We start from the raw sequence: 22,577 nt of genomic DNA, 5'->3' as shown, positions 1-22,577 counted from the left end.
ACGCCTCATTGTCTTGGGAACACCACGCCATGGAATTTATTGTCAAAAGCGCTCGCCCGGAAACCCTGAAAACCGCCACCCTGGTCATTGCCGTCGGCGAAGGCCACAAGCTCGGTGAAACGGCGAAAGCAATTGATAAGGCCAGCGCCGGGGCGATCAGCGCCCTGCTCAAGCGCGGCGACCTCGCCGGCAAACTTGGCCAGACCCTGCTCGCACACAACCTGCCCAATCTCAAGGCCGAGCGCGTACTGCTGGTCGGCAGCGGCAAGGAAGCTGAACTGTCAGACCGCCAACTGCGCAAAATGCTCACTGCCGTGTATGGCGTATTGAAGACCCTGGGCGGCAGCGATGCGGTGCTGGCCCTCGGCGAACTCCAGGTCAAAGGCCGCGACGCCTATGGCAAAGCCCGCCTGATCGTCGAAAGCCTGGCCGATGGCGGCTATCAGTTCGATCGTTTCAAGAGCGAGAAGGCCGACGCCAAGGCCTTGAAGAAGCTGATCCTGCTCAGCGACAAGTCCGACCAGGTCGAGGTCGAGCGCGCGGCCAAGCATGCCCAGGCGATTGCCGGCGGCATGGCGTTCACCCGCGATCTCGGCAACCTGCCGCCGAACCTGTGCCACCCCAGCTACCTGGCCGAAGAGGCCAAGACCCTGGGCAAGACCTACAAGAACCTCAAGGTCGAGATTCTCGACGAGAAAAAGCTCAAGGAACTCGGTGCCGGCGCCTTCCTCGCCGTGGCTCAGGGCAGCGACCAGCCACCGCGGCTGATCGTGCTCAACTACCAGGGCAGCAAGAAAACCGACAAACCCTTCGTCCTGGTCGGCAAGGGCATCACCTTCGATACCGGCGGCATCAGCCTCAAGCCCGGCCTGGGCATGGACGAGATGAAGTACGACATGTGCGGCGCGGCCAGTGTCTTCGGCACCCTCAAGGCCGTGCTCGAACTGCAACTGCCGATCAACCTGGTGTGCCTGCTGGCCTGCGCCGAGAACATGCCCAGCGGCGGCGCCACCCGTCCCGGCGACATCGTCACCAGCATGAGCGGGCAGACCGTGGAGATCCTCAATACCGATGCCGAAGGCCGCCTGGTGCTGTGCGACACCCTGACCTACGCCGAACGCTTCAAGCCGCAGGCCGTGATCGATATCGCCACCCTCACCGGCGCCTGCATCGTCGCCCTGGGCAGCAATACCTCGGGCCTGATGGGCAACGACGAGCAACTGGTGCAGCAGCTCCTCAAGGCCGGCCAGAGCGCCGACGACCGCGCCTGGCAGTTGCCGCTGTTCGACGAATACCAGGAACAGCTCGACAGCCCCTTCGCCGACATCGCCAACATCGGCGGGCCGAAGGCCGGCAGCATCACCGCGGGTTGTTTCCTCTCGCGCTTCGCCAAGAAGTACCACTGGGCGCACCTGGACATCGCCGGCACCGCCTGGATCAGCGGCGGCAAGGAAAAAGGCGCCACCGGCCGGCCAGTGCCACTGCTGACCCAGTACCTGCTGGATCGCAGCGACAAGGCTGCCAGCTGACACGACATGCGGCAGGGCCCCGGCCCTCGCCCGCTCCTACGCAATCTGGAGACCGATAGTGCGCATCGAGTTTTACGTCCTCTCCTCCGCCGCCCCGGCAGACCGCCTGCGCGCCGCCTGCCAGTTGGCGATGAAAGCCTGGCGGCATGGCTTGCCGGTGTTTCTGCGCGGTTGCGACAGCGCGCAATGCACGGCGCTCGACGAACTTCTCTGGCGTTTCAAGGCCGAAGCCTTCGTGCCGCACAATTTGCATCAGGACGACCCGCAAGCGCCGGTGGTAATCGGCCTGGATGAGGAGCCGAACACCCGGCAAGGCGTGCTGATCAACCTGAACCCGAGCCTTTCACCCTTTGTCGAACGTTTCAGCCGGGTGATCGAGATCGTCAACCAAGAACCCGATCTATTGTCCGCCTGCCGGGAGAATTTCCGCAGCTACCGCCAGCGCGGCTATGATCCGAAACGAGTCGAACTTTAAGTTCTGCACCATGGACACACCAAAACCACCGCAAAAACCCACCCATCTGCTGGACGACCTCGAGTCGATCCGCCAGCTGCTGGATGACGACAACCTCGATCCGCCACTGCTGACCGATTCGATCGACCCGGACAGCATTCCGCTGCTCTCGGACATCGTCACCCCGCCGCCAGCACCGCGTCAGCCGCCAGTCGCCGAGCCCGTCCCGGCGCCCCAGGCCAGGCCCCTGCGCAGCAGCATCCAGCAAACCTTCAACCGCGACAGCGAGTTGAACCGCCTGGACAACGAACTGCGCGCCGCCGCCGAGCTGATTCTGCAGGATGTGATCGACGACTTCGTGCCGCAGATCGAAGCCGAACTGAAACGCCGCCTGCAGGCCCGCCTGAGTCGCCTGCTACCGCCGCGCAAGTAACAATCCCCGTAGCCCGTATGCAATCGGGGCTGTGAAGAGCCTTCCCGGATTGCATCCGGGCTACGAGCTGATCCGCCCCACCAGTCCGCAACTCCCAGCCCGGCCTTACGCCCCACGCACCTTCCCCGCTATACTTGTCGGCTTTTCCGATCAGCCGTCATAAGGGTCCCGCCGCGCATGGACAAGACCTACCAGCCGCACGCCATTGAAACCGCCCTGTACCAGAACTGGGAGGCGAACAACTATTTCGCTCCGCAGGGTTCGGGCCAGCCCTACACCATCATGATCCCGCCGCCGAACGTCACCGGCAGCCTGCACATGGGCCATGGTTTCAATAACTCGATCATGGATGCGCTGATCCGTTTCCGCCGTATGCAGGGCCGCAAAACCCTGTGGCAACCCGGCACCGACCACGCCGGCATCGCCACGCAGATGGTGGTCGAGCGTCAGCTGGCCGCCCAAGGCGTCAGCCGGCATGACCTGGGCCGCGAAAAATTCCTGGAGAAAGTCTGGGAATGGAAGGAAGAGTCCGGCGGCACCATCACCCGGCAGATCCGTCGCCTGGGCAGCTCGGTGGACTGGTCGCGCGAGCGCTTCACCATGGACGACGGCCTGTCGGAGGCCGTGAAAGAAGCCTTCGTGCGCCTGCACCAGGACGGCCTGATCTACCGCGGCAAGCGCCTGGTCAACTGGGACACCAAGTTCCATACCGCGATCTCCGACCTGGAAGTGGAAAACCACGACGAGAAGGGCAGCCTGTGGAACCTGCGCTACCCGTTGGCGGACGGCAACACCACGGTTGACGGCAAGAATTACCTGATCGTCGCCACCACCCGCCCGGAAACCATGCTCGGCGACAGCGCCGTCGCGGTAAACCCGCTCGACGAACGCTACCAGGCGCTGATCGGCACCTTCGTCGAGCTGCCGCTGGTTGGCCGGCGCATCCCGATCATCGCCGACGACTACTGCGATCCCGAATTCGGTACCGGCTGCGTGAAAATCACCCCGGCCCACGACTTCAACGACTACGAAGTCGGCAAGCGGCACAACCTGCCGCTGATCAACATCTTCGACAAGGACGCCGCCGTCCTCGCCACTGCCCAGGTGTTCAACGTCGACGGCAGCGTCAACAGCGAAGTCGATGGTAGCCTGCCGGGCGAATACGCCGGCCTCGATCGTTTCGTTGCGCGCAAACAGATAGTCACTGCGTTTGAGGCCGCCGGCCTGTTGGAAAGTATCGATGCCCATGCGCTGAAAGTGCCGAAAGGCGACCGCTCCGGCACCATCATCGAGCCGTGGCTGACCGACCAGTGGTACGTCTCCACCAAACCGCTGGCCGAACCGGCCATCAAGGCCGTGGAAGACGGCGCGATCCAGTTCGTGCCCAAGCAGTACGAAAACATGTACTTCAGCTGGATGCGCGACATCCAGGACTGGTGCATCAGCCGCCAGCTGTGGTGGGGCCACCGCATTCCGGCCTGGTACGACGATGCCGGCAACGTCTATGTCGGCCGCGACGAAGCCGAAGTACGCGCCAAGCACAACCTCGGCGAGCAGCCGCTGCGCCAGGACGAAGACGTCCTCGACACCTGGTTCAGCTCGGGCCTGTGGACCTTCTCCACCCTCGGCTGGCCGCAGCAGACCGAGGCGCTGAAGACCTTCCACCCCACCGACGTGCTGGTCACCGGCTTCGACATCATCTTCTTCTGGGTCGCGCGGATGATCATGCTGACCCTGCACCTGGTGAAGAACGACGACGGCACGCCGCAAGTGCCGTTCAAGACCGTCTACGTGCATGGCCTGGTCCGCGATAGCCAGGGCCAGAAGATGTCCAAGTCCAAGGGCAACGTGCTCGACCCGCTGGACATCGTCGACGGCATCGACCTGGAATCCCTGGTGGCCAAACGCACCAGCGGCATGATGCAGCCCAAGCTGGCGGAAAAGATCGCCAAGCAGACCCGCGCCGAGTTCCCCGAAGGCATCGCCGCCTACGGCACCGACGCCCTGCGCTTCACCAACCTGGCGCTGGCATCCACCGGCCGCGACATCAAGTTCGACATGGGCCGGGTCGAGGGTTATCGCAACTTCTGCAACAAGATCTGGAACGCCGCCAACTTCGTCCTCGAGAACACCGATGGCCAGGACTGCGGAATCAATGGCGAGGCAGTCGAACTGTCCTCGGTGGATCGCTGGATCATCTCCGCCCTGCAGCGCACCGAAGCCGAAGTCACCCGCCAGCTCGATGCCTTCCGCTTCGACCTGGCGGCGCAGGCACTCTACGAATTCATCTGGGACGAGTACTGCGCCTGGTACCTGGAGCTGGTCAAGCCGGTGCTGTGGGACGAGAACGCCTCCATCGAACGCCAGCGCGGCACCCGCCGCACCCTGGTGCGCGTGCTGGAAGTGGCCCTGCGTCTGGCCCACCCGTTCATGCCCTTTATCACCGAAGAAATCTGGCAGCGGATCAAGGCGCAAGCTGGCGTCAGTGGCGAGACCATCATGCTGCAGGCCTGGCCAGTGGCCAACGAGAGCCGCATCGATGCCGCCGCCGAAGGCGATATCGAATGGGTCAAGCAGCTGATGCTCGGCCTGCGCCAGATCCGCGGCGAGATGAAGATCTCCATGGCCAAGCGCATCGACGTCATCCTGCAGAACGCCAGTGCGGAAGACCTGCGCCGCCTGGCCGACAACGCGCCGCTGCTGAACAAGCTGGCCAAGCTGGAATCGGTGCGCGTGCTGCAAGCCGGGGAAGAGGCGCCGATGTCTGCCACCGCCCTGGTCGGCGACATGCAGGTACTGGTGCCGATGGCCGGGCTGATCGACAAGGACGCCGAACTGGCGCGCCTGGACAAGGAAATCGTCCGCCTGGACGGTGAAGTCAAGCGCGTCGGCGGCAAGCTGGCCAACCAGGGCTTCGTCGCCAAGGCGCCGGCCGAGGTACTCGACAAGGAGCGCGCCAAGCTGGCCGAGGCCGAGCAGGCCCTAGGCAAGCTGGTCGAACAGCGCGAGCGCATCGCCAGCCTGTAAGCCATAAGCAAACTGCAAACCCCAAGCCCGCCGTCGCCAGACCGCGGGCTTTTTCCTTCGCACAGAGCCCACCGGGCTTGTGCCACGCCGATACGCCCCGGTGCACTGCCTGCGGCGAGTAGCGCCCTGCGGCCAGCCGCAAACCAGGACCGCCCTCGGCAAATCAAAAGCCTTTCTTGTCGCTCGTCAAGGCACTGCGACATTTAGTCACGATTAACGCCCCCAAGACCCCCAACGCCTTCCAGTTGCCTGCCTATTGGTGCATCCTGCCGCCCATTATTTTACTAATCATTTCAAACCTTAAACCTCTGACTGGAAACCTCGCCTATGTATGCCTACATGCTTATGGCCGTGATCTTCGTGCTCGGCTATCTATGCATCGCCTTCGAACACCCCCTGAAAATTGACAAAGCCGCCTCGGCGCTGCTCACCGCGATGCTGGCCTGGACGGTGCTGGTGCTAAGCGCCGACAGCATCCTGCCGCTGATTGAAGCAGGTGCCCACGCGACCAATAACACTGATCTGGTGGTTGGCGAACTGCGTCACCACCTCGGTGAAATCTCCGAGATCCTGTTCTTCCTGATGGGCGCCATGACCATCGTCGAACTGATCGACGCCCATGAAGGCTTCAAGGTCATCACCGACCGCATCCGCACCAGCAAGCGCGTGCAACTGCTGTGGACGATCGGTTTCATCACCTTCTTCCTTTCGGCCGCGCTGGACAACCTGACCACCACCATCGTCATGGTTTCCCTGCTGCGCAAGCTGGTCAAGGAACAGCACGAGCGCTGGTTCTATGCCGGCATCGTGGTGATCGCCGCCAACGCCGGCGGCGCCTGGTCGCCGATCGGCGACGTGACCACCACCATGCTGTGGATCGGTAACCAGATCACCACCAGCGGTATCGTCGCCCAACTGTTCCTCCCCAGCCTGGTCTGTCTGCTGGTGCCGCTGATCTTCCTCAGCCTGACCATGAAGGGCGAGTTCGAGCGTCCAACGGTGAAACTGACCAAGGAGGAACGTCGCGACCCGACCACCCCGTTCGAACGCAACCTGGTGTTCATCCTCGGCATCGGCGCGCTGGTGTTCGTCCCGGTGTTCAAGACCGTCACCCACCTGCCGCCCTACATGGGCATCCTCCTCGGCCTCGGCGTGCTCTGGGTGGTTACCGAAGTGCTGCACCGCGGCAAGAATGCGGAAGACAAGCACCCGCTCTCGGTGGTCGGCGTACTGCGCCGCATCGACATCACCAGCGTGCTGTTCTTCCTCGGCATCCTGCTCGCCGTCTCCAGCCTGGCCACCGCCGGCCACCTGACCCAGGTCGCCAGCGCGCTGAAGGACAGCCTGGGCAACGTCTACGCCATCAACATCGCCATCGGCCTGCTCTCCTCGGTGGTCGATAACGTACCGCTGGTAGCCGGCGCCATGAAGATGTACCCGCTGATCAGCCCGGAGGCCCTTGCGGCGGCCGGCGGCGATGGCTGGCTGGGTAACTTCGTGGTCGATGGCGCGTTCTGGGAGCTGTTGGCCTATTGCGCCGGCACTGGCGGTAGCTGCCTAATCATCGGCTCGGCGGCCGGCGTGGCGGCAATGGGCATGGAGAAGATCAACTTCATCTGGTACCTGAAGAAGATCAGCCTGCTGGCCCTGCTCGGCTACCTGGCGGGTGCCGCGACCTATATAGGCCTCGCCATACTGGCCTGACCGCCACTAGCCGCTTAGGCTGGGGGGTGCGTCTGTACAGCGGCGCACCCTTAGCGCAGGAGCCCTCGACCGATGGACGTGAGCAAAACCAAAACCAGTTTCTACCGCCGCCTCTATGTTGCCTGGCTGATCGACAGTGGCAGCGCCTGCAGCGTGCCGGCCCTGATCGACGCCACCGGCATGCCCCGGCGCACCGCCCAGGACACCCTGAGCGCACTGGCCGATCTGGATATCGACTGCGTCTTCGTCCAGCAGGCGGGCGAGCGCAACAATGCCGGGCATTACGCCATTCGCGACTGGGGGGCGATCGACCCGCAGTGGATCGCCGCCAACCTGGCGCAGATCAAGGCCATACTCGGGTATCCCTGAGCAGTGAAAGCTTGTGAAAAAACTCGCGCCTACTGCGACCGCCTCCAGGCGCTCGCTGCTGGCGTTGCGCTACGAACAGCTGGAGACGCTCTCGGCTGCGGCGCTCGATTTTTTCACAATCTCTGAGGCCCGCTATGCGCAGCACCCACCGACTGTTACTGGTGCTCCTGTTCCTGCTGGGCCTGTTCCTGCTGTTCGAGGCCCTGGGTATCCGCGCCCGGTTCAGCCTGCAAGCCCTGCAGGACTTGATCCTGATGCACCCGGTCAGCGGCCTGCTGCTGTTCATCCTGCTGTTCGCCCTGGGCAACCTGATCCAGATTCCCGGCTGGATCTTCCTCGCCGCCGCGGTGCTGGCGCTGGGTCGGCTCTATGGCGGCATCGCCACCTACCTGGCCGCCATCGTCTCCTGCGTGTTCACCTTCCTGACCATCCGCTACCTGGGCGGCAACGCCCTGCGCGAACTCGACAGCCGCCTGGCCCAGCGCCTGCTGGCCGGCCTCGATCGCCACCCACTAATCAGCATCGTCGCCCTGCGCACGCTGTTCCAGACGGTGCCGGCACTGAACTACAGCCTCGCCCTGTCCGGCGTGCCTTTTCGCACCTACCTGCTCGGCACCCTGCTCGGCCTGCCGCTGCCGATCGCACTGTACTGCCTGTTTTTTGATTACCTGGCGAGGTGGCTGGATATCGCTTAGCCACCACTGGATTTGCGCGCAATCGAGCACACTCTTTTTCAGCACGACCGCAGCAGCTATGGGAAAATGCCGCGCTCCGCCCCTGCCGATACCGCCAGCATGTCATCGCCGACCCAACGTCCCAGCCGCAAACCTGCCGCGCCCCGCCCTCCTGCCCCGGCCAAGCCCGATGCCGGCAAGGGCCAGTTGCACCCGCGCAACCGCCACCAGGGTCGCTACGACTTCCCCGCGCTGATCGAGAGCAGCCCGGAGCTGGCGGCCTTCGTGATTCTCAACCCGTACGGCAAGGAGAGCATCGACTTCGCCAACCCGGCGGCGGTCAAGGTGTTCAACCGGGCGCTGCTCAAGCAGTTCTACGGCATCGAACATTGGGATATTCCGGCGGACTACCTGTGCCCGCCGATTCCGGGGCGCGCCGACTATCTGCATTACCTCGCCGATCTGCTGGCCAGCGGCAATGGCGGCGAGATCCCGCGCGGCGCCCAGGTGCGCGCACTGGATATCGGCGTCGGCGCCAACTGCATCTACCCGCTGCTGGGCAACCGCGAGTACGGCTGGCAGTTTCTCGGTTCGGATATCGACGCCAGCGCCATTGCCTCGGCCAAGGCCATCGTTCGGTCCAACCCCGGCTTGGCCAGCGCCATCGAACTGCGCCAGCAGACCGATGGCGCGCATATTTTCCAGAACCTGCTGCAGGCTGACGAACGCTTCGACCTGAGCCTGTGCAACCCGCCCTTCCATGCCAGTGCCGAGGAGGCCAGTAGCGGCAGCAAGCGCAAGTGGCGCAACCTGGGCAAGCTCGACCCCAAGCGCAAGCTACCGGTGCTGAATTTCGGCGGCCAGGCGGCGGAGTTGTGGTGCCAGGGCGGCGAAGCGGCCTTCGTCAGCCGTCTGATCAAGGAAAGCGCGCAGCATTCCCAGCAGGTACTGTGGTTCACCAGCCTGATTTCCAAGGCGAGCAACCTGCCCGGCGTCTATGCCGCCTTGAAAAAGGCCGGTGCGCTCGACGTGCGCACCGTGGAAATGGCCCAGGGGCAGAAGCAGAGCCGCTTCGTCGCCTGGACCTTCCTCACGCCGCAGCAGCAACAGGACTGGCGGCAAGAACGCTGGAAGTAGGATGGGTTGAGCGCAGCGATACCCATGCCGACCGCTTTGCAAGTAGCCCGGATTGCAGCCGTAACCCCTACCAGGGCAACCAGCCACCGTAGCCCAGCCACAAACCGGCCGCCGTCATGCTCAGCAGCGTCACCGGGAAACCGCTGCGGGCGAAGTCGACGAAGCTCAGCGCCACGCCCTGACGCCGCGCGCTTTCGGCGACGATCAGGTTGACCACGCTGCCGATCAGCAGCAGGTTGCCGGCCAGAGTCGACATCACCGCCAGGCCGACCAGCAGCGACGGCGCCGCATCCGGCAGCAGACCCAGCAGCAACACCACGAAGGGCACATTGCCGATCAGGTTGCTGGCCAGCAGCGAGGCGGTCGCCAGCCCCATTACCCCCTCGGGCAACAGCCCGTACTCGCGTAGCGTCGTGGCTAACGCGGCTACCTCCGGCAGGCCCAAAGCGGCGCCGGTGACCACGAACAGCCCGGCGAACAGCAACAGCAGATTGAGATCGACCTTGTGCACATAATCGCGACTGTCGACCCGGCGCGAAATCATCAGCAGGGCGGCGATCAGCAGCGCCGACAACTCGCGGGGGATCTCCGTGGCAAACAGCCCAAGCAATACCAGGCTGGCCAGCAGCGGCTTGAGATAGCTGTGCGCGCCATAGATCCGCTCGACCGGCGTCTCCTCGAGAGCCAACGCCTGCAGTACGCCCCAACGCCTGCGCCATTGCAGCCAGATGCAGGCGTAGGTGATCACCAACCCGGCCAGCGCCGGCGGACCTGCGATAAACGTGAACGACCAGAAATCCAGGCCGCCGGCCTGACCGATCAGGATGTTCTGCGGGTTGCCGATCAGGCTGGCCGAGGAACCGGCGTTGCAGGACAACGCCAGGGCCAGCAGAAACGGGCGCGGATCGAGGCCACGGGCCAACAGGCTGTGACACAGCAGCGGGGTCAGGGCGAAGGCGACGATGTCGTTGACCAGCAGCGCCGACAGTATGCCGCCGAGCACCACCACGCCGCCCAGCAACAGTGCCGGGCGTTGCGCATGGTGGCTGAGCTGGGCGTTAAGCCAGGCATAGACCCCGGAGAAATCGAACTGCGCGGAAATCAGCATCAGCGCCAACAGCAGCAACAGCGCCCCGGCATCCAGATGGCTGGCCGCCTCGCCTGGCGATTGAACCCCGCAGAACAGCAGCACTACCGCCGCACAGCCGGCGATCCAGCTGCGGTCGACGCGCAGACCCGGAATGCCTCCCGCGGCCATGCCCAGGTAGGTCATGACGAACAGCCCCAGCACCACCCATGACGTTAGCGCCATGCTGCCCCCACCCATCAAGCGTTAGCGCCTTCACGCGCATGATCGAGGTTGTGCTTGGCGACCGCGCGTGGCGCCGCAGCACTCTAGCTGCAGCGGCACGCCGGGAGAAGCCGGGCAAGACGGCGGGCGATAAAAATACTTGGCCAAAGGTACGCTGCTGCGCCTGCAGCACCCTGCTGGCGCTTGCTCGCGCTCGATCTCCCCGGACCGCATTCGGGCTACGCATCTACTTTGCCTGGCGGGTTCCCGGCGCGCGCCGTTGCAGCTGCTCGAACAGGCTGTCGACCGCCACGGCCAGCAGGCCGATCAGGATCGCGCCCTGCAGGATGAAAGCCGTGTTGCCGGTGACCAGTTGTGTAGGGTGGATGACGCTTTTTTCACCCACCATCGCTGTTGGTGGATGGGTGAAGCGTCATCCACCCTACGAGGTCGCGGGTCTTGCAAATAAACATAGGATCTACCCATTCACTTTGCCTGGCGGGTTCCCGGCGCCCGCCGTTGCAGCTGCTCGAACAGGCTGTCGACCGCCACGGCCAGCAGGCCGATCAGGATCGCGCCTTGCAGGATGAAGGCCGTGTTGCCGGTGACCAGTCCCGAGATCACCGGGTCACCCAGGGTACTGGCGCCGATGGTGGAGCCGATGGCCGCGGTGGCGATGTTGATGGTCACCGAGGTACGGATGCCGGCCAGGATAACGTTCAGCGCCAGCGGCAATTCCACCTGGCAGAGCACCTGCAACGGCGCCATGCCCATGCCGCGCGCCGCCTCCAGCACCGCCGGATCGATGCCGCGCAGGCCCGCCAGGCTGTTGCGCAGGATCGGCAGCAGGCCATAGAGCATCAGGGCGAACAGGGTCGGCCCGCTGCCGAAGCCGAGCGCTGGCACCGCCAGGGCCAGCACCGCCACCGGCGGTATGGTCTGGCCGATCGAGGCGACCTGGCTGACCAGCGGCAGAAAATCCGCGCCCCAGCGCCGGGTCACCATGATCGCCGCGCCCACCCCGACCAGGCTGGAGACGCAGGCCGCCAGCGTCACCAGCAGCAGATGGCTGCCGAGCAGGTCGATGAAGGCGGCGCGGGCGTAGATCACCGTGCGCCTGTCCGGCTCGATCAGGCGAAACAGCCCGTCCAGTTCGGCCAGTCCCAGCGCCGCCGCCAGCAGCAGGGCCAGCCACAGCAGCGGCGGCCAGCCACCACCGCGCAACACCGCGAGTTTGCTCACTGAGGCCGACTCATCAGCGCGTCCAGCTGCAACACGCCGATTTGCCGACCCTGCTCATCGACCACCGGCAGGCTGCTGCAGCGGTGCCAGAGCATCAGCGACAGCGCCTGACGCAGGTTGTCCGTGGCCTTGACCCTGGGCCCGGCGGCCGGCGCGGCGGCCGTGACCATGGCCTGCATCAGCGCCGCCACGCGCAGCAGTCCGGCCTGTTTGAGGCCGCGTTCCTGGCCGCCAAGCAGGTTCTCGACGAAGGCATTGGCCGGTTTGGCCAGCAGCGCCTGCGGACTGTCCTGCTGGACGATCCGGCCCTTGTCCATCACCACGATACGGTTGGCCAGTTTGAGCGCCTCGTCCATGTCATGGGTGACGAAGACGATGGTCTTGCGTACCTGCGACTGGATGCGCAACAGCTCGTTCTGCAGGCTCTCGCGGGTGATCGGGTCGAGTGCGCCGAAGGGTTCGTCCATCAGCAGAATCTGCGGATCGCCGGCCAGGGCGCGGGCCACGCCGACCCGCTGGGCCTGGCCGCCCGACAGCTGATGGGGATACTTGCCGGCGAACTCGGCCGGCGCCAGTTCGAGCAACTGCAGCAATTCCTCGACCCGCTGGCGGATGCGTGCGACCGGCCAGCCGAGCAGACGGGGCACCACGGCGATGTTGCGCGCCACCGTCCAGTGCGGAAACAGGCCGGTGCTCTGGATCGCATAGCCGATACCGCGGCGCAGTTGCTGCGGGTCGATCTGCTCGATGTCCCGGCCATCGATGCGGATGCTGCCGGCCGAATGCGCGATCAGGCGGTTGATCATGCGCAGGGTGGTCGACTTGCCGCAGCCCGAGGTGCCGACCAGCACGCACAGCTCGCCGGTTTGCACGGTCAGGCAGATATCGTCCACCGCCCGGGTCTGGCCAAACAGCTTGCTGACGTTGCTCAGCTCGATCATCGCCGCGCTCCGCTGGAAAAGCGTTCGCCCAGCAGGCTGAACAGGCCGTCCGCCAGCAGCGCCAGGACGATGATGGGCAAGGCGCCGAGGATGATCAGGTCCATCGCCGACTGGCCCAGGCCCTGGAAGATAAAGGTGCCGAAGCCGCCCGCGCCGATCAGCGCCGCCACCGCGGTCAGGCCGATCGCCTGAATGCTGGTGACCCGCACGCCCTCGATGATCAACGGCATGGCCAGCGGCAGGCGCACCTGGAGGAACACCTGAGCGGGGCTCATGCCCATGCCACGGGCCGACTCGATCACGCCGGCCTCGACCTCCTGCAAGGCGACGCAGGTGTTGCGCACGATCGGCAGCAGGCTGTAGGCGATCAGGGCGAGCAGCGCCGGCGCCCAGCCGATACCGCGGATATTCAGCTGCTGGAGCAGGGGAAACTGCGCCGACAGGTAACTCAGCGGCGCGATCAGCAGGCCGAACAGCGCCAGGCTGGGAATCGTCTGGATAAAACTCAGCAGGCCGATGCTGCCCTTTTGCGCCCGCGGATAACGCTGCAGCCACAGGGCGATGGCGCCGCCGAACAGCAGGCTCGAACCCACCGCCGCGCCCACCAGGCCCAGATGGCTAGCCAAGGCGGCGCCGAACTGGCTGCGGCGCGACTGGTACTCGCGCAGCAGCGCCAGCGGCTCCAGCCAATCCTGCTGGGCCAGCCAGCCCAGCAGCGCAGCCAGGACCAGGGCACCGCCGAGCAGCCAGACACGCGAAAGACGCAGGCGCTGCTGCAGCTCGATCAGCAGCAAGCCGAGGAGGAACAGCAGGCTCCAGTAACCGGCGCCAATGCCGACCCGCGCGTAGGGCAGGTCCGCGCCTATGTGGCGCTCGATGCTCCAGGCCAGGCTCAGGGGTAATTGCAGCAACAGCAGCCACACGATCGCCAGGATCGGCCAGTAGGCCGGACGCGGCGACCGCAGCGCCAGCAACGCGCAGGCCAGCAACAGCCCCGTGAGCAGCAGCGCCCAGACCGGCCCCATGGCCGCCAGCAGTCCCAGGCCACTACCCGGAGCGATGCGGTTGGGCTGAATGCTGACGAAATCCAGGCTCCACAGCAGTGTCAGCGCCAGCAGCGCCAGCACTGGGATGACTCTATTGCTCCGCAGTGGCAGGCTCATGCCGGCATCATTGGTCCAGGCTGTCGAGGAACTCCGCCGCCACTTGCGCCGGCTCGGCGCCCTGCACCGCCACCTCGCCATTGAGGCGCTGCAGGGTCGGCAGATCCAGGGCGGCGAAGATCGGCTGGAGAATCCCGGCGATCTGCGGGTATGCCGCGAGCACATCCGCACGCACCACGGGTGCCGGCTGATAGACCGGTTGCACGCCGCGGGTGTCTTCCAGCACCAGCAGATCGAGGGCGCTCAGGCCGCCATCGGTGCCGTAGGTCATGGCCGCGTTGACCCCGTTGGTCTGCAAGGACGCGGCGCGGATGGTCGCCGCGGTATTGCCGCCGGCCAGGATCAGCAACTGCTCGGACCTGAGCTTGAAGCCGTAGGCCTGCTGGAACGCCGGCAATGCCGTCGGCGACTCGACGAACTCGGCGCTGGCGGCGAACTTGAAGGCGCCGCCGCCCGCCAGGTAGCGGGCCAGGTCGTCCAGCGTCTTCAGGCCATGGGCGCGCGCCAGGTCGCCGCGCACGCTCATCGCCCAGGTGTTGTTGGCGTTGGCCGGCTGCAGCCAGACCAGTTGGTTGGCCTCGAAGTCCAGTTGCTTGACCTTGGCGTAGCCCTGTTCGGCGTCTTTCCACAGGCTGCTGTCGGCGCTGTCGAAAAAGAATGCGCCATTGCCGGTGTACTCCGGGTAGATGCCGACCTCACCGGCGAGCAGGGCGCCGCGCACGATGTTGGTGGCGCCGAGCTGGGTGCGATCCTCAACCGGCACCCCGCCACGCTTGAGTGCCTGATAGATCAACTGCCCCAGCACCGCGCCCTCGGTATCGATCTTTGAGGCGACCACCACGGTCGGTTGCGCCTGCGCCGCGCCCAGCACAGCCCACAGCGCCAGCAGCGAAAGCACCCGCCCCAGTTGCTTGCCCAATAAAGACATGGTTTATCCACCCTGTTGGTTGACGACCTGGAACAATCGACTCGGCAATCCGCCCGAGCAGCGTCTCGGGAACCTGGCCTGCTGTGTATGACCATAGGTGCGCAACAATCACAGAGCAAATCGTCGTCATCGCCACGCGTTGTCAAAGGCGCTGTACTGGTTAGCCGGCCGTTGAACAATGGCAACGTAGCCAGTTTTTCAACGGTCCGTCAGCGGCTTCGCGCAACCGCCATCCGCTCATGCAGCAGATCCGCCAGCGGCAAGGCCACAGCCAGCCGACTGAGATTCCAGTAATGCCCTTCCAGGGTGCGGTTGACCAGCAGGGTGGCCGGCGCCGGTTGCAGGCTGCCGAGCGCGCCCAGCACATCCGGCAACAGTGCCTGCACCTGTTGGTGCAGCGGCGTGGCGGCGAAATCCCAGCGTTTACCCGGCTGCAACAAGGGTCCGAGCAACCCATGCAACTGGCGGTACAGGCCATAAGGGGTGGTCGATTGCGGCTGGCGCGTGCCCAGTGCCTGGAAAGCCCGCTCCAGCTGTTCGCCATCGCGCGCCTGCAGCGCCTGGTAGGTCTGTACATAGGCGCCCAGCAACGCGGGCGACAACGCCTGCACGCAGCCGAAGTCATACACCACCAATTCGCCGGTGGCGGTGTAGGCGAAATTGCCCGGATGCGGGTCGGCATGCAGCAACCCCAGCTCGAAGGCCTGCGCACTCAGCCAGCGCACCAGGGTCAGGGCCAGGCGCTCGCGCACCGCGGCGCTGGCCTGGCCGACCTCGGCAAAGGGCAAGCCGGGCTCTTCGCTCAACGCCAGTACGCCCGACCGGCACAGATCTTCCTGCGGCTGCGGCAGGCGCAACCCCGGCCAGTCGGCGAAGTGCGCGCGGAACTGCTGCAGGCGGCGCATCTCCGCCGGGTAATCCAGCTCGGCGGCGATCACCGCTGCCAGCTCTCGATAGACCCCTTCCAGCTGTGCGGCCGGCGCGCGGAACAAACGCCCGAGTGGCAGCAGACGACGCAGCTGGCGCAGATCCGCCGCGCAGATCTCGGCGATACCGGGATACTGCACCTTGAGCACCAGCGCCCGCCCATCCAGCGCCACCGCGCGGTGCACCTGGCCGAGCGAAGCGGCGGCAAACGGCTGCTCCTCGATGCGCTGGAAGAACTGGTGCAAATCATCGCCATAGACCTGCTGCAAGTGCCCCCGCAACGCCTCGAAAGGCAGCGCCGGCACCCGGTTCTGCAGATTGCCCAAGGCCTGCGCGACCGGTTCGGGTAGCACCTCGTGCCATTGCGAGGCCATCTGCCCCAGCTTGAGCACCGGGCCTTTCATCTCGCCGAGCACAGTGCCCAGTTGCTCGGCCACCGGCTGCCAATCGATAGCCGTCTGCCCCAGGCTCAGGCGTTGCCCGAGCAGACCGCCACCGATGCGCGTGGCGGTGCCGGCCAGCTTGAAAAAACGTCCGAGCGCGGAAGCTGCAGGAGGAGTAACCGGAGGCTTGGCCATTGGCGATGCTCGTCAGAACCCACAGTGATCATGCGCCTGCATGGGGGACGGTTACCAACGGACAATCCTGTCAGCAAAAATGCCCGCACTATCGGGTATTCCAGAAGCGCTGCATTTCGACGAAGAGAAAAGACGCAGTCCAGGTAATCAGCACCAGCCCGGTGAGTGATTCGATACCGGTCAAGAAGCGCAGGTCGCCGTGCGGCTGGATATCGCCTAACCCGAGGGTGGTGAAGATCGTGAAGGAGAAATACACAGCGTCCATCAAGCTGCCATTGAAGTTGCCTTCCAGGTAGCCCCAGCCATCGGCGCGGTGCATCAGGTAGTAGGCGATGGCGAATATCCACACCTCGAACGCATGGGCCAGCAGAGCGCCACCGACCCCCAGCACGATGCGAAAGCGATGGAGCACCTGAATGCGTGGCAGCAGCAATGTCAGCCGATACAGGAACTCGTAGTGGATGATGACCGCGGTTATCACGATCAGGGTATTAACTAGAAGTACGACGATCACTGGCGATCCTGCGGTGAATGATGTTGATGGACACAGATTGAACGACCGGGCAATCGCTGCCTGTGCTCGGCAATGCCGACGCGCTTAGGGTACAGACCGGGCCAGAAAAGCCTGCATCAGTAGCTGATACTCCGGCGACTCGCGCTGGCGCCCTATTTCGGCCCAGATGACCTCGGCCATCGCCGGGTTTGCGCCGACGTAGGCATTCGACAGCATCAGGTAATAGGCCTTCTCCTCGAGCGGCAATTTTACCTTCTCGATGGTTGCCGCCAACTGCGGATGGGCCTGCAGGAGAAAATCGGCGCGCAGGCTTTGCAGGGCCGCCGCCTGCACCCGAGCATGCCCGAGCATCTGCAGGAGTGCCAGGGGATCGCGACTGGTTTCATCCACTTCGGCGCCATGCTCGCGGATGAAGTCGACGATGGAGAAACCACTCAGCGAGCCGATGCGGCCATCGAGCTGACGGAACGCCTTGCCGTTCCAGCCCACCTGGCTGTCCTTACGTCGGTACAGGGCATAGATCGAGGTATGCAGGCGCTTGCGCTCGTCCAGGCGACCATCGGCATCCAGCGGGTAGCGGCCGATGGCCAGACGCTCGGCCTTGTAACTGGAGGCGAATGCACCGTCGTAAAACCCGCGTTCCAGGCCGGCGAGACAGCGGTTCCAGGGCACCGGGACGAACTCGAAATGCAGCCTCAGGGCCTGCTCGACCAGGCCGAGCAACTGCAGGTTGAGGCCGGACCCGTCGCTCAGCACCCAGGGGTAGGAATCCTGATCCTCGTAGCACAGCTTCAGCGCCGAGCCATCGGCAGAAACGGCGGCCGCAGCTGGCAGCACACCTGCAAGTAGACAACCCAGGACAACACAGAAAAAGGCCTTGGCCAATGCGCGATGCTCCATAAGCGTAACGAGGGTTGCCTGCCCTGGGTAGCCGGGCACCTTCTTCCTGAGATGTGGCAAGTATAGGTATAAGCATGGCCCAGCCACGTTGCCGCAGATCAATCGCCCCGAGCGGGCACGGCAAAGCGCCGGTCCAGCCCGCTGTAGCCCATGCCCACGCCCTTGTGCACTTTCAGTTGCACGGGAATCCGCTCCTTCATCGCTTCCACGTGGCTGATCACGCCGATCATCTTGCCGCTGGCATTCAGGCTGTCGAGGGCATCCAGGGCGATTTCCAGGGTTTCGCCGTCGAGGGTGCCGAAGCCCTCGTCGAGGAACAGCGAATCGATGCTGGTCTTGTGGCTGACCAGATCGGACAGCGCCAGGGCCAACGCCAGGCTGACCAGGAAGCTTTCGCCACCGGACAGGGTCTTGGTGTCGCGGGCGACATCGGCCTGCCAGGTGTCGATCACTTCCAGTTCCAGCTCGCCGCTGCCGCGCCGGGCCAACTGGTAGCGGCCGTGCAGGCGTTCGAGTTGCTGGTTGGCCAGGTAGACCAGGTGATCGAGGGTCAGGCCCTGGGCGAACTTGCGGTACTTGGCGCCGTCGGCCGAGCCGATCAGGCTGTTGAGTTGTTGCCAGAGGTCGTACTCGCCCTGCTTGGCGGCAATTTCGGCGAACAGGCTCTGCTGATTCTGCCGCCGCGCATCGTCGCCCTGCAGTTGCGCGCGGATTTCGCCCTGGCGCTGGGTCAAGGTTTTCAGCTCGGCGCCGAGCAGCTGCAGGCGCTCTTCGAGCTGTTCGCACTCGAGTTCGCTGGCCGGGTTGGCCTGCAAGGCGGCCAACTGGTGGTCGGCGGCGACTTTCAGCGCCTGGGCCTCGGTCAGGGATTTATGCAGACGCTCCTTGAGCTGAATCAGCGCACCGCGCTGCTGCTCGTCGAGCAGCGCGGCCTGGAAGGCGCCCTCGTCGCCGAACGGGCTGGCGGCCAGGGCCGCCGCCCACTGCTGCGCTTTGGCCTGCAGGTCCTGCTGATCCTCGCTCAGCCGTTGCGCCTGGGTCTGTTGGGTGCCGTGCAATTGCTGCTGACGGCTGTGCTCCTTGGTTAGCTGCGCCTCGGCTTGCTGCAGGGCGGCCAGCGCATCGGCAACCGCGGCCAGTGGCGGCGGCTCGGCCTGCTGCAATGCCGCCCAGCGCTGCTGCCAGTTGCCGTGCAGTTCGCGGGCTATGCCGAGGGCGTGTTCCAGTTCGCGCTGCTCACCCTCCAGCTGCTGACGCTGTTGCTGCGCCTGCTGCCAGCTGTGCCACTGCGTTTCACGCTCGCGCAGCCAGGCGGCGCCGTCGCTCGGCAAGCTGTAGCCGAATGCGGCCAGCTCCTCGCTCAGGCTGCTGTCGCGTTCGCTGCGCTGGCGCTGCAGCTGCTCCAGGCGCATGGCGATATCCGCCAGTTGGCTGTCCTGATGCTGCAACTGCTGGCTGGCCAACGCCTGCTGTTGCTGCACGGCGGCGCAGCTTTGTTCGAGTTGCTGGCGCAGCGTGCGCGCGCCTTCCAGCGCTACCTTGAGCCGATCGAGTTGCTCGAGGCTGCGCTGGATCGCGTCCAGCTCGGCCGCCTGCTGCCCTTCGTATTCGGCCAGGGCCGCCGCATCGGCCAGCGCAGTGCCGAGCTGCGCGGTCAACTGGTGCCAGCGTTCGCCCTGCTCCATCTGTTCCTGGCGGTTGCGTTGCAGCTGTTGCCGCTGCTGTTCGAGCTGGCTGGCCAGGGTCGCCAGTTCACTGGCCAGGCGCTGACCGCTGGTGGTCAGGGCTTCCAGCTCGGCCTTCTTCGCCAGCAGGGTCTGCTGGGTGGCGCTGACGTCCAGCGCCTGGTAGGCGGCAATCGCCGGGTGCTGGTGGGAGCCGCACAGCGGGCAGGCTTCGCCTTCCTGCAACTGCGCGCGGTAGGTTTCCAGGGCCTGGATGCGCTGTTCCTGCTCCAGCAGTTTTTCCTGGTCGCGCACCTGCTGCTGCAAATCCTTGTAGCGCGCGCGCAGGGCCATCACCTCGACATCCTTGGCGGCGTGCTGGCCGTGCAACTCGCTCAGCTTGGCGTCCAGCTGCACCTGCTGTTCGAGCAGTTGCTGGCGGCTGGCGGCAAGCTGCTTGAGCTGGGCCAGCAGGCCGCTGTGGCGGTGCAGCAGCTGCCAGCGCTCGCGCAGGGTGGCTTCGCTGCGCCCGGCCAGCAGGCCATCGAGCAGGCGCTGCTGCTCGCCTTCCGCCCGTTGCGCCTCAAGCAGGCGCAGCTGTTCGGCGCTCAACCGGGCGGCCTGCTCGGCCAACTGCATCTGCAACGCCTGCACGGCTTGCACGGACTGCTGCTGGCGGTTGCCGAGCTGCTCGAGGTCCACGGCCAACTGCTGGCGCGCCGCGAACTGGCTACGCCAGGCGCCCAGTTGCTCACCGAGCCGGCCGTGTTGCGCCTGCTCGGCCAGGCGGGTCTCCAGTTGCTGGCGCTGCGCGGCCAGGTGGTCGCGCGCCTGCTGGCGCTCGCCGAGCAGTTGCTGACTGAACTGGCGGGCCTGCCACAGGCATTCGGCGATGCGCTGGGCGGCCTGCTGCTGCTCGGCCCGGGTCTGCTGCAAGGCCTGTTCGCTCTGGCGCACGGCCTGCTGCGCCTGCTGCCAAGCGCGATGGATCGGCTGCAACCTGGCGGCCGGTTCGCTGGCGGCCAGTTGCGCCAACTGTGCCTGGGCAGCCTGCAATTGCTCTTGCGCGCGCTGCTCGGCGACGGCGGCGCCTTGCTGCTGGCCGTGCGCCTTGGCCAACTCGTCGCGCCATTGGCGTTGGCGCTGCAGTTCGGCATGCTCGGCATGCAGGCGGCTGTCTGCGCCTCCCAGGCGTTCGGCTTCGCCCTGCAGTTCGCGGCGTTGCTCGTCGCTCAACAGCTCGACGCCTTCGGCCCTGGCGCGCAGCTGGTCGAGGGCGACCTTGACCTCGCGGGTCTGCTCGAACACGCGCTGGGAAATCTGCCCGTAGATATCGGTGCCGGTCAGTTCCTCCAGCAACTCGGCGCGCTGGTTGGCGCCCGCCTCGAGGAAGGCGGCGAAACCGCCCTGGGCCAGCAGCATGGACTTGGTGAAGCGCTCGAAGTCCAGGCCGGTGAGGCGCTCGGTCTCGCGCAGCTTCTCGTTAATCTTGTCGGTGAGAATCGTGCCATCGGCCGCCGCCAGCTCCACCTTGGGCGCCTGCAGCGCACCCTCGGCCTTGTCGCGGGCGCGGCGCTGGCTCCAGAACGCCCGGTAGCGCGCGCCCTTGACCTCGAATTCGACCTCGGCCAGGCAGTCGCCAGTGTGCCGGGTCATCAGCTCGTTGGCGCTGGCCGACACGCTGCTCATGCGCGGCGTGCGGTGGTACAGGGCCAGGCAGATGGCGTCGAGCAAGGTGGTCTTGCCGGCGCCGGTCGGCCCGGTGATGGCGAACAGGCCGTTGTCCTTGAACGGCTCGACGGTGAAGTCGATCTTCCATTCGCCCTTCAGCGAGTTGAGGTTCTTCAGGCGCAGGCTGAGGATCTTCATGCCTGGCCCTCGCGCAGTGCGCCGACCACCCGGCGGTACAAGGCGAGCAAGGGTGCCTGCTGCGCATCGTCCAGGGTTTCGCTGCTCAGGCGCTGGGCGAACACCTCCTCCACGCTCAGCTCGTCCAGGGTTTCCCGGGCCTGGCCCTGCAACGCGGCCACGGCGTTGCCGCGCTCGCGGCGGATGCGCAGCACCTCGACCGGCAGGCCCTCGCACAGCGCGGCGATGCGTTGCTGCAAATCGCTGAGGTAGTCATCGCTGCTCACCTGCACCTCCAGCCACACCGGCAACTCGCTGCTGCCCTGCTGCGCGGCCTCGGCAATCGCCTGTTCCAGCTCCTTGAGCGAGCCGCGCACGGACAGCAACGGCTGGAAACGCGGCACCGGCAGCGCGGTAACGCTGCGCAAGCCACTGCCATCCAGCTCGACCAGCAACACTTCCTTCTGCTGCCTGGCCTCGTCGAAACTCAACGGCAGCGGCGAGCCGCAGTAGCGGATATGGTCCAGGCCGCCGACCTTCTGCGGTCGGTGGATATGGCCCAGGGCGATATAGGCCGCCGGCGGGAAGGCGCTGGTGGGGAAGGCCTCCAGGCTGCCGACGTAGATCTCGCGCACCGACTCGCTGGCGCTGGCGCCCACCGTGGTCAGGTGCCCCGTGGCGATGATCGGCAAGTCGCCGCCCAGCTCGTCACGCCTGGCCTCGGCCAGGGCATACAGCGCCTGGTAGTGCTGCTGGATCGCCTGCTGCAGCGACAGCTGCTTGTCCTGCGCACTCTGTCCGGCCTGGCTCTGCAACACGTCGCGCGGGCGGATAAAGGGGATGGCGCAGAGCAGCGCGCCGGGCCTGCCATCGCGTTTTTTCAGTACCAGCAGCTGCTCGCTCAGATCCCCGCAGACGCCGGGGATCACCCGGGTATCCAGCTGCGCCAGCAGGGTCTTGCTCTCGCCGAGCATGGCCACCGAATCGTGATTGCCGCCGAGCACCACCAGCTCGCAGCCGCTGCCACGCAGCTCGACGATGAAGCGGTTGTACTGCTCGCGGGCATAGCTGGGCGGCGCACCGGTGTCGAAGATATCGCCGGCGATCAGCAGCGCATCGACCTCATGCCCGCGCACCTGCTCGATCAGCCAGGCGCAGAAGGCCTGGTGTTCGGCCTGGCGAGTCTTGCCCATGAAGTGCTGGCCGAGGTGCCAGTCGGAGGTGTGGAGGATGCGCATGGGCGGGACTACCGGG

Annotated in this window: 19 protein-coding genes; 8 read left to right on the top strand and 11 right to left on the bottom strand. The window is 65.5% G+C overall.

Annotated elements, in window-relative coordinates; translation table 11 throughout:
- Positions 1-29 precede the first annotated feature (29 nt).
- The 8 genes from G9C89_RS03055 to rlmF all read left to right on the top strand — a co-directional run bounded on the left by G9C89_RS03055 (position 30) and on the right by rlmF (position 9,327).
- On the top strand, positions 30-1,529 hold the full coding sequence (locus tag G9C89_RS03055) for a leucyl aminopeptidase (protein WP_172144309.1): 1,500 nt from the start codon (positions 30-32) through the stop codon (positions 1,527-1,529).
- A gap of 55 nt (positions 1,530-1,584) precedes the next feature.
- A complete protein-coding gene (locus G9C89_RS03050) occupies positions 1,585-2,004 on the top strand; it encodes a DNA polymerase III subunit chi (RefSeq protein ID WP_172144862.1) in 420 nt (139 codons plus the stop codon).
- A 10-nt stretch (positions 2,005-2,014) separates the two neighbouring features.
- Positions 2,015-2,416 (top strand): DNA polymerase III subunit chi, encoded by a 402-nt coding sequence (locus G9C89_RS03045; RefSeq protein WP_172144307.1) that lies wholly within the window; start codon positions 2,015-2,017, stop codon positions 2,414-2,416.
- A 177-nt stretch (positions 2,417-2,593) separates the two neighbouring features.
- Complete coding sequence (locus G9C89_RS03040; RefSeq protein WP_172144305.1) at positions 2,594-5,443, top strand: valine--tRNA ligase; 2,850 nt, start codon at positions 2,594-2,596, stop codon at positions 5,441-5,443.
- A 327-nt stretch (positions 5,444-5,770) separates the two neighbouring features.
- On the top strand, positions 5,771-7,147 hold the full coding sequence (gene nhaD, locus G9C89_RS03035) for a sodium:proton antiporter NhaD (RefSeq protein WP_172144292.1): 1,377 nt from the start codon (positions 5,771-5,773) through the stop codon (positions 7,145-7,147).
- Between the two features lie 72 nt (positions 7,148-7,219).
- Entirely contained in the window at positions 7,220-7,516 is a 297-nt protein-coding gene (locus G9C89_RS03030) for a winged helix-turn-helix domain-containing protein (protein WP_172144280.1), read from the top strand.
- Between the two features lie 134 nt (positions 7,517-7,650).
- Positions 7,651-8,211, top strand: a complete 561-nt coding sequence (locus G9C89_RS03025) for a VTT domain-containing protein (protein ID WP_172144278.1) — start codon at positions 7,651-7,653, stop codon at positions 8,209-8,211.
- 99 nt (positions 8,212-8,310) lie between these two features.
- Entirely contained in the window at positions 8,311-9,327 is a 1,017-nt protein-coding gene (gene rlmF, locus G9C89_RS03020; protein ID WP_172144276.1) for a 23S rRNA (adenine(1618)-N(6))-methyltransferase RlmF, read from the top strand.
- A gap of 67 nt (positions 9,328-9,394) precedes the next feature.
- Here rlmF and G9C89_RS03015 read toward each other — a convergent pair whose 3' ends face one another.
- From G9C89_RS03015 to sbcD, 11 genes are all read right to left on the bottom strand, one after another.
- The gene (locus G9C89_RS03015) at positions 9,395-10,639 is read right to left on the bottom strand and encodes an SLC13 family permease (RefSeq protein WP_172144274.1); all 1,245 of its coding nucleotides are present in this window, start codon (positions 10,637-10,639) and stop codon (positions 9,395-9,397) included.
- A gap of 226 nt (positions 10,640-10,865) precedes the next feature.
- Entirely contained in the window at positions 10,866-11,024 is a 159-nt protein-coding gene (locus G9C89_RS03010) for a hypothetical protein (protein ID WP_172143309.1), read from the bottom strand.
- 80 nt (positions 11,025-11,104) lie between these two features.
- On the bottom strand, positions 11,105-11,860 hold the full coding sequence (locus G9C89_RS03005; protein ID WP_315852748.1) for an ABC transporter permease: 756 nt from the start codon (positions 11,858-11,860) through the stop codon (positions 11,105-11,107).
- On the bottom strand, positions 11,857-12,801 hold the full coding sequence (locus tag G9C89_RS03000) for an ABC transporter ATP-binding protein (protein WP_172144272.1): 945 nt from the start codon (positions 12,799-12,801) through the stop codon (positions 11,857-11,859). The genes G9C89_RS03005 and G9C89_RS03000 overlap by 4 nt, the downstream gene beginning before the upstream one ends.
- A complete protein-coding gene (locus tag G9C89_RS02995; RefSeq protein WP_172144270.1) occupies positions 12,798-13,964 on the bottom strand; it encodes an ABC transporter permease in 1,167 nt (388 codons plus the stop codon). Before G9C89_RS02995 ends, G9C89_RS03000 begins: the two co-directional genes overlap by 4 nt.
- 7 nt (positions 13,965-13,971) lie before the next feature.
- Positions 13,972-14,892 carry a glycine betaine ABC transporter substrate-binding protein OsmF gene (gene osmF, locus G9C89_RS02990; RefSeq protein WP_172144268.1) on the bottom strand — a complete coding sequence of 307 codons (921 nt, stop codon included), beginning with the start codon at positions 14,890-14,892 and terminating at the stop codon, positions 13,972-13,974.
- Positions 14,893-15,101: 209 nt separating this feature from the next.
- The gene (locus G9C89_RS02985) at positions 15,102-16,397 is read right to left on the bottom strand and encodes an ABC1 kinase family protein (protein ID WP_172144266.1); all 1,296 of its coding nucleotides are present in this window, start codon (positions 16,395-16,397) and stop codon (positions 15,102-15,104) included.
- An 88-nt stretch (positions 16,398-16,485) separates the two neighbouring features.
- The gene (locus G9C89_RS02980) at positions 16,486-16,911 is read right to left on the bottom strand and encodes a potassium channel family protein (RefSeq protein WP_172144264.1); all 426 of its coding nucleotides are present in this window, start codon (positions 16,909-16,911) and stop codon (positions 16,486-16,488) included.
- Between the two features lie 84 nt (positions 16,912-16,995).
- Complete coding sequence (locus tag G9C89_RS02975) at positions 16,996-17,796, bottom strand: substrate-binding periplasmic protein (protein ID WP_172144262.1); 801 nt, start codon at positions 17,794-17,796, stop codon at positions 16,996-16,998.
- Positions 17,797-17,909: 113 nt separating this feature from the next.
- A complete protein-coding gene (locus G9C89_RS02970; RefSeq protein ID WP_172144260.1) occupies positions 17,910-21,344 on the bottom strand; it encodes an AAA family ATPase in 3,435 nt (1,144 codons plus the stop codon).
- The gene (gene sbcD, locus G9C89_RS02965) at positions 21,341-22,561 is read right to left on the bottom strand and encodes an exonuclease subunit SbcD (RefSeq protein WP_172144258.1); all 1,221 of its coding nucleotides are present in this window, start codon (positions 22,559-22,561) and stop codon (positions 21,341-21,343) included. Before sbcD ends, G9C89_RS02970 begins: the two co-directional genes overlap by 4 nt.
- Positions 22,562-22,577 lie beyond the last annotated feature (16 nt).

It is taken from the genome of Pseudomonas tumuqii (assembly GCF_013184545.1).
In the GTDB taxonomy this organism is placed as follows: domain Bacteria; phylum Pseudomonadota; class Gammaproteobacteria; order Pseudomonadales; family Pseudomonadaceae; genus Aquipseudomonas; species Aquipseudomonas tumuqii.
Note: the sequence above shows the minus strand (reverse complement) of the source record. Positions and strands in the feature narration are given on the sequence as shown.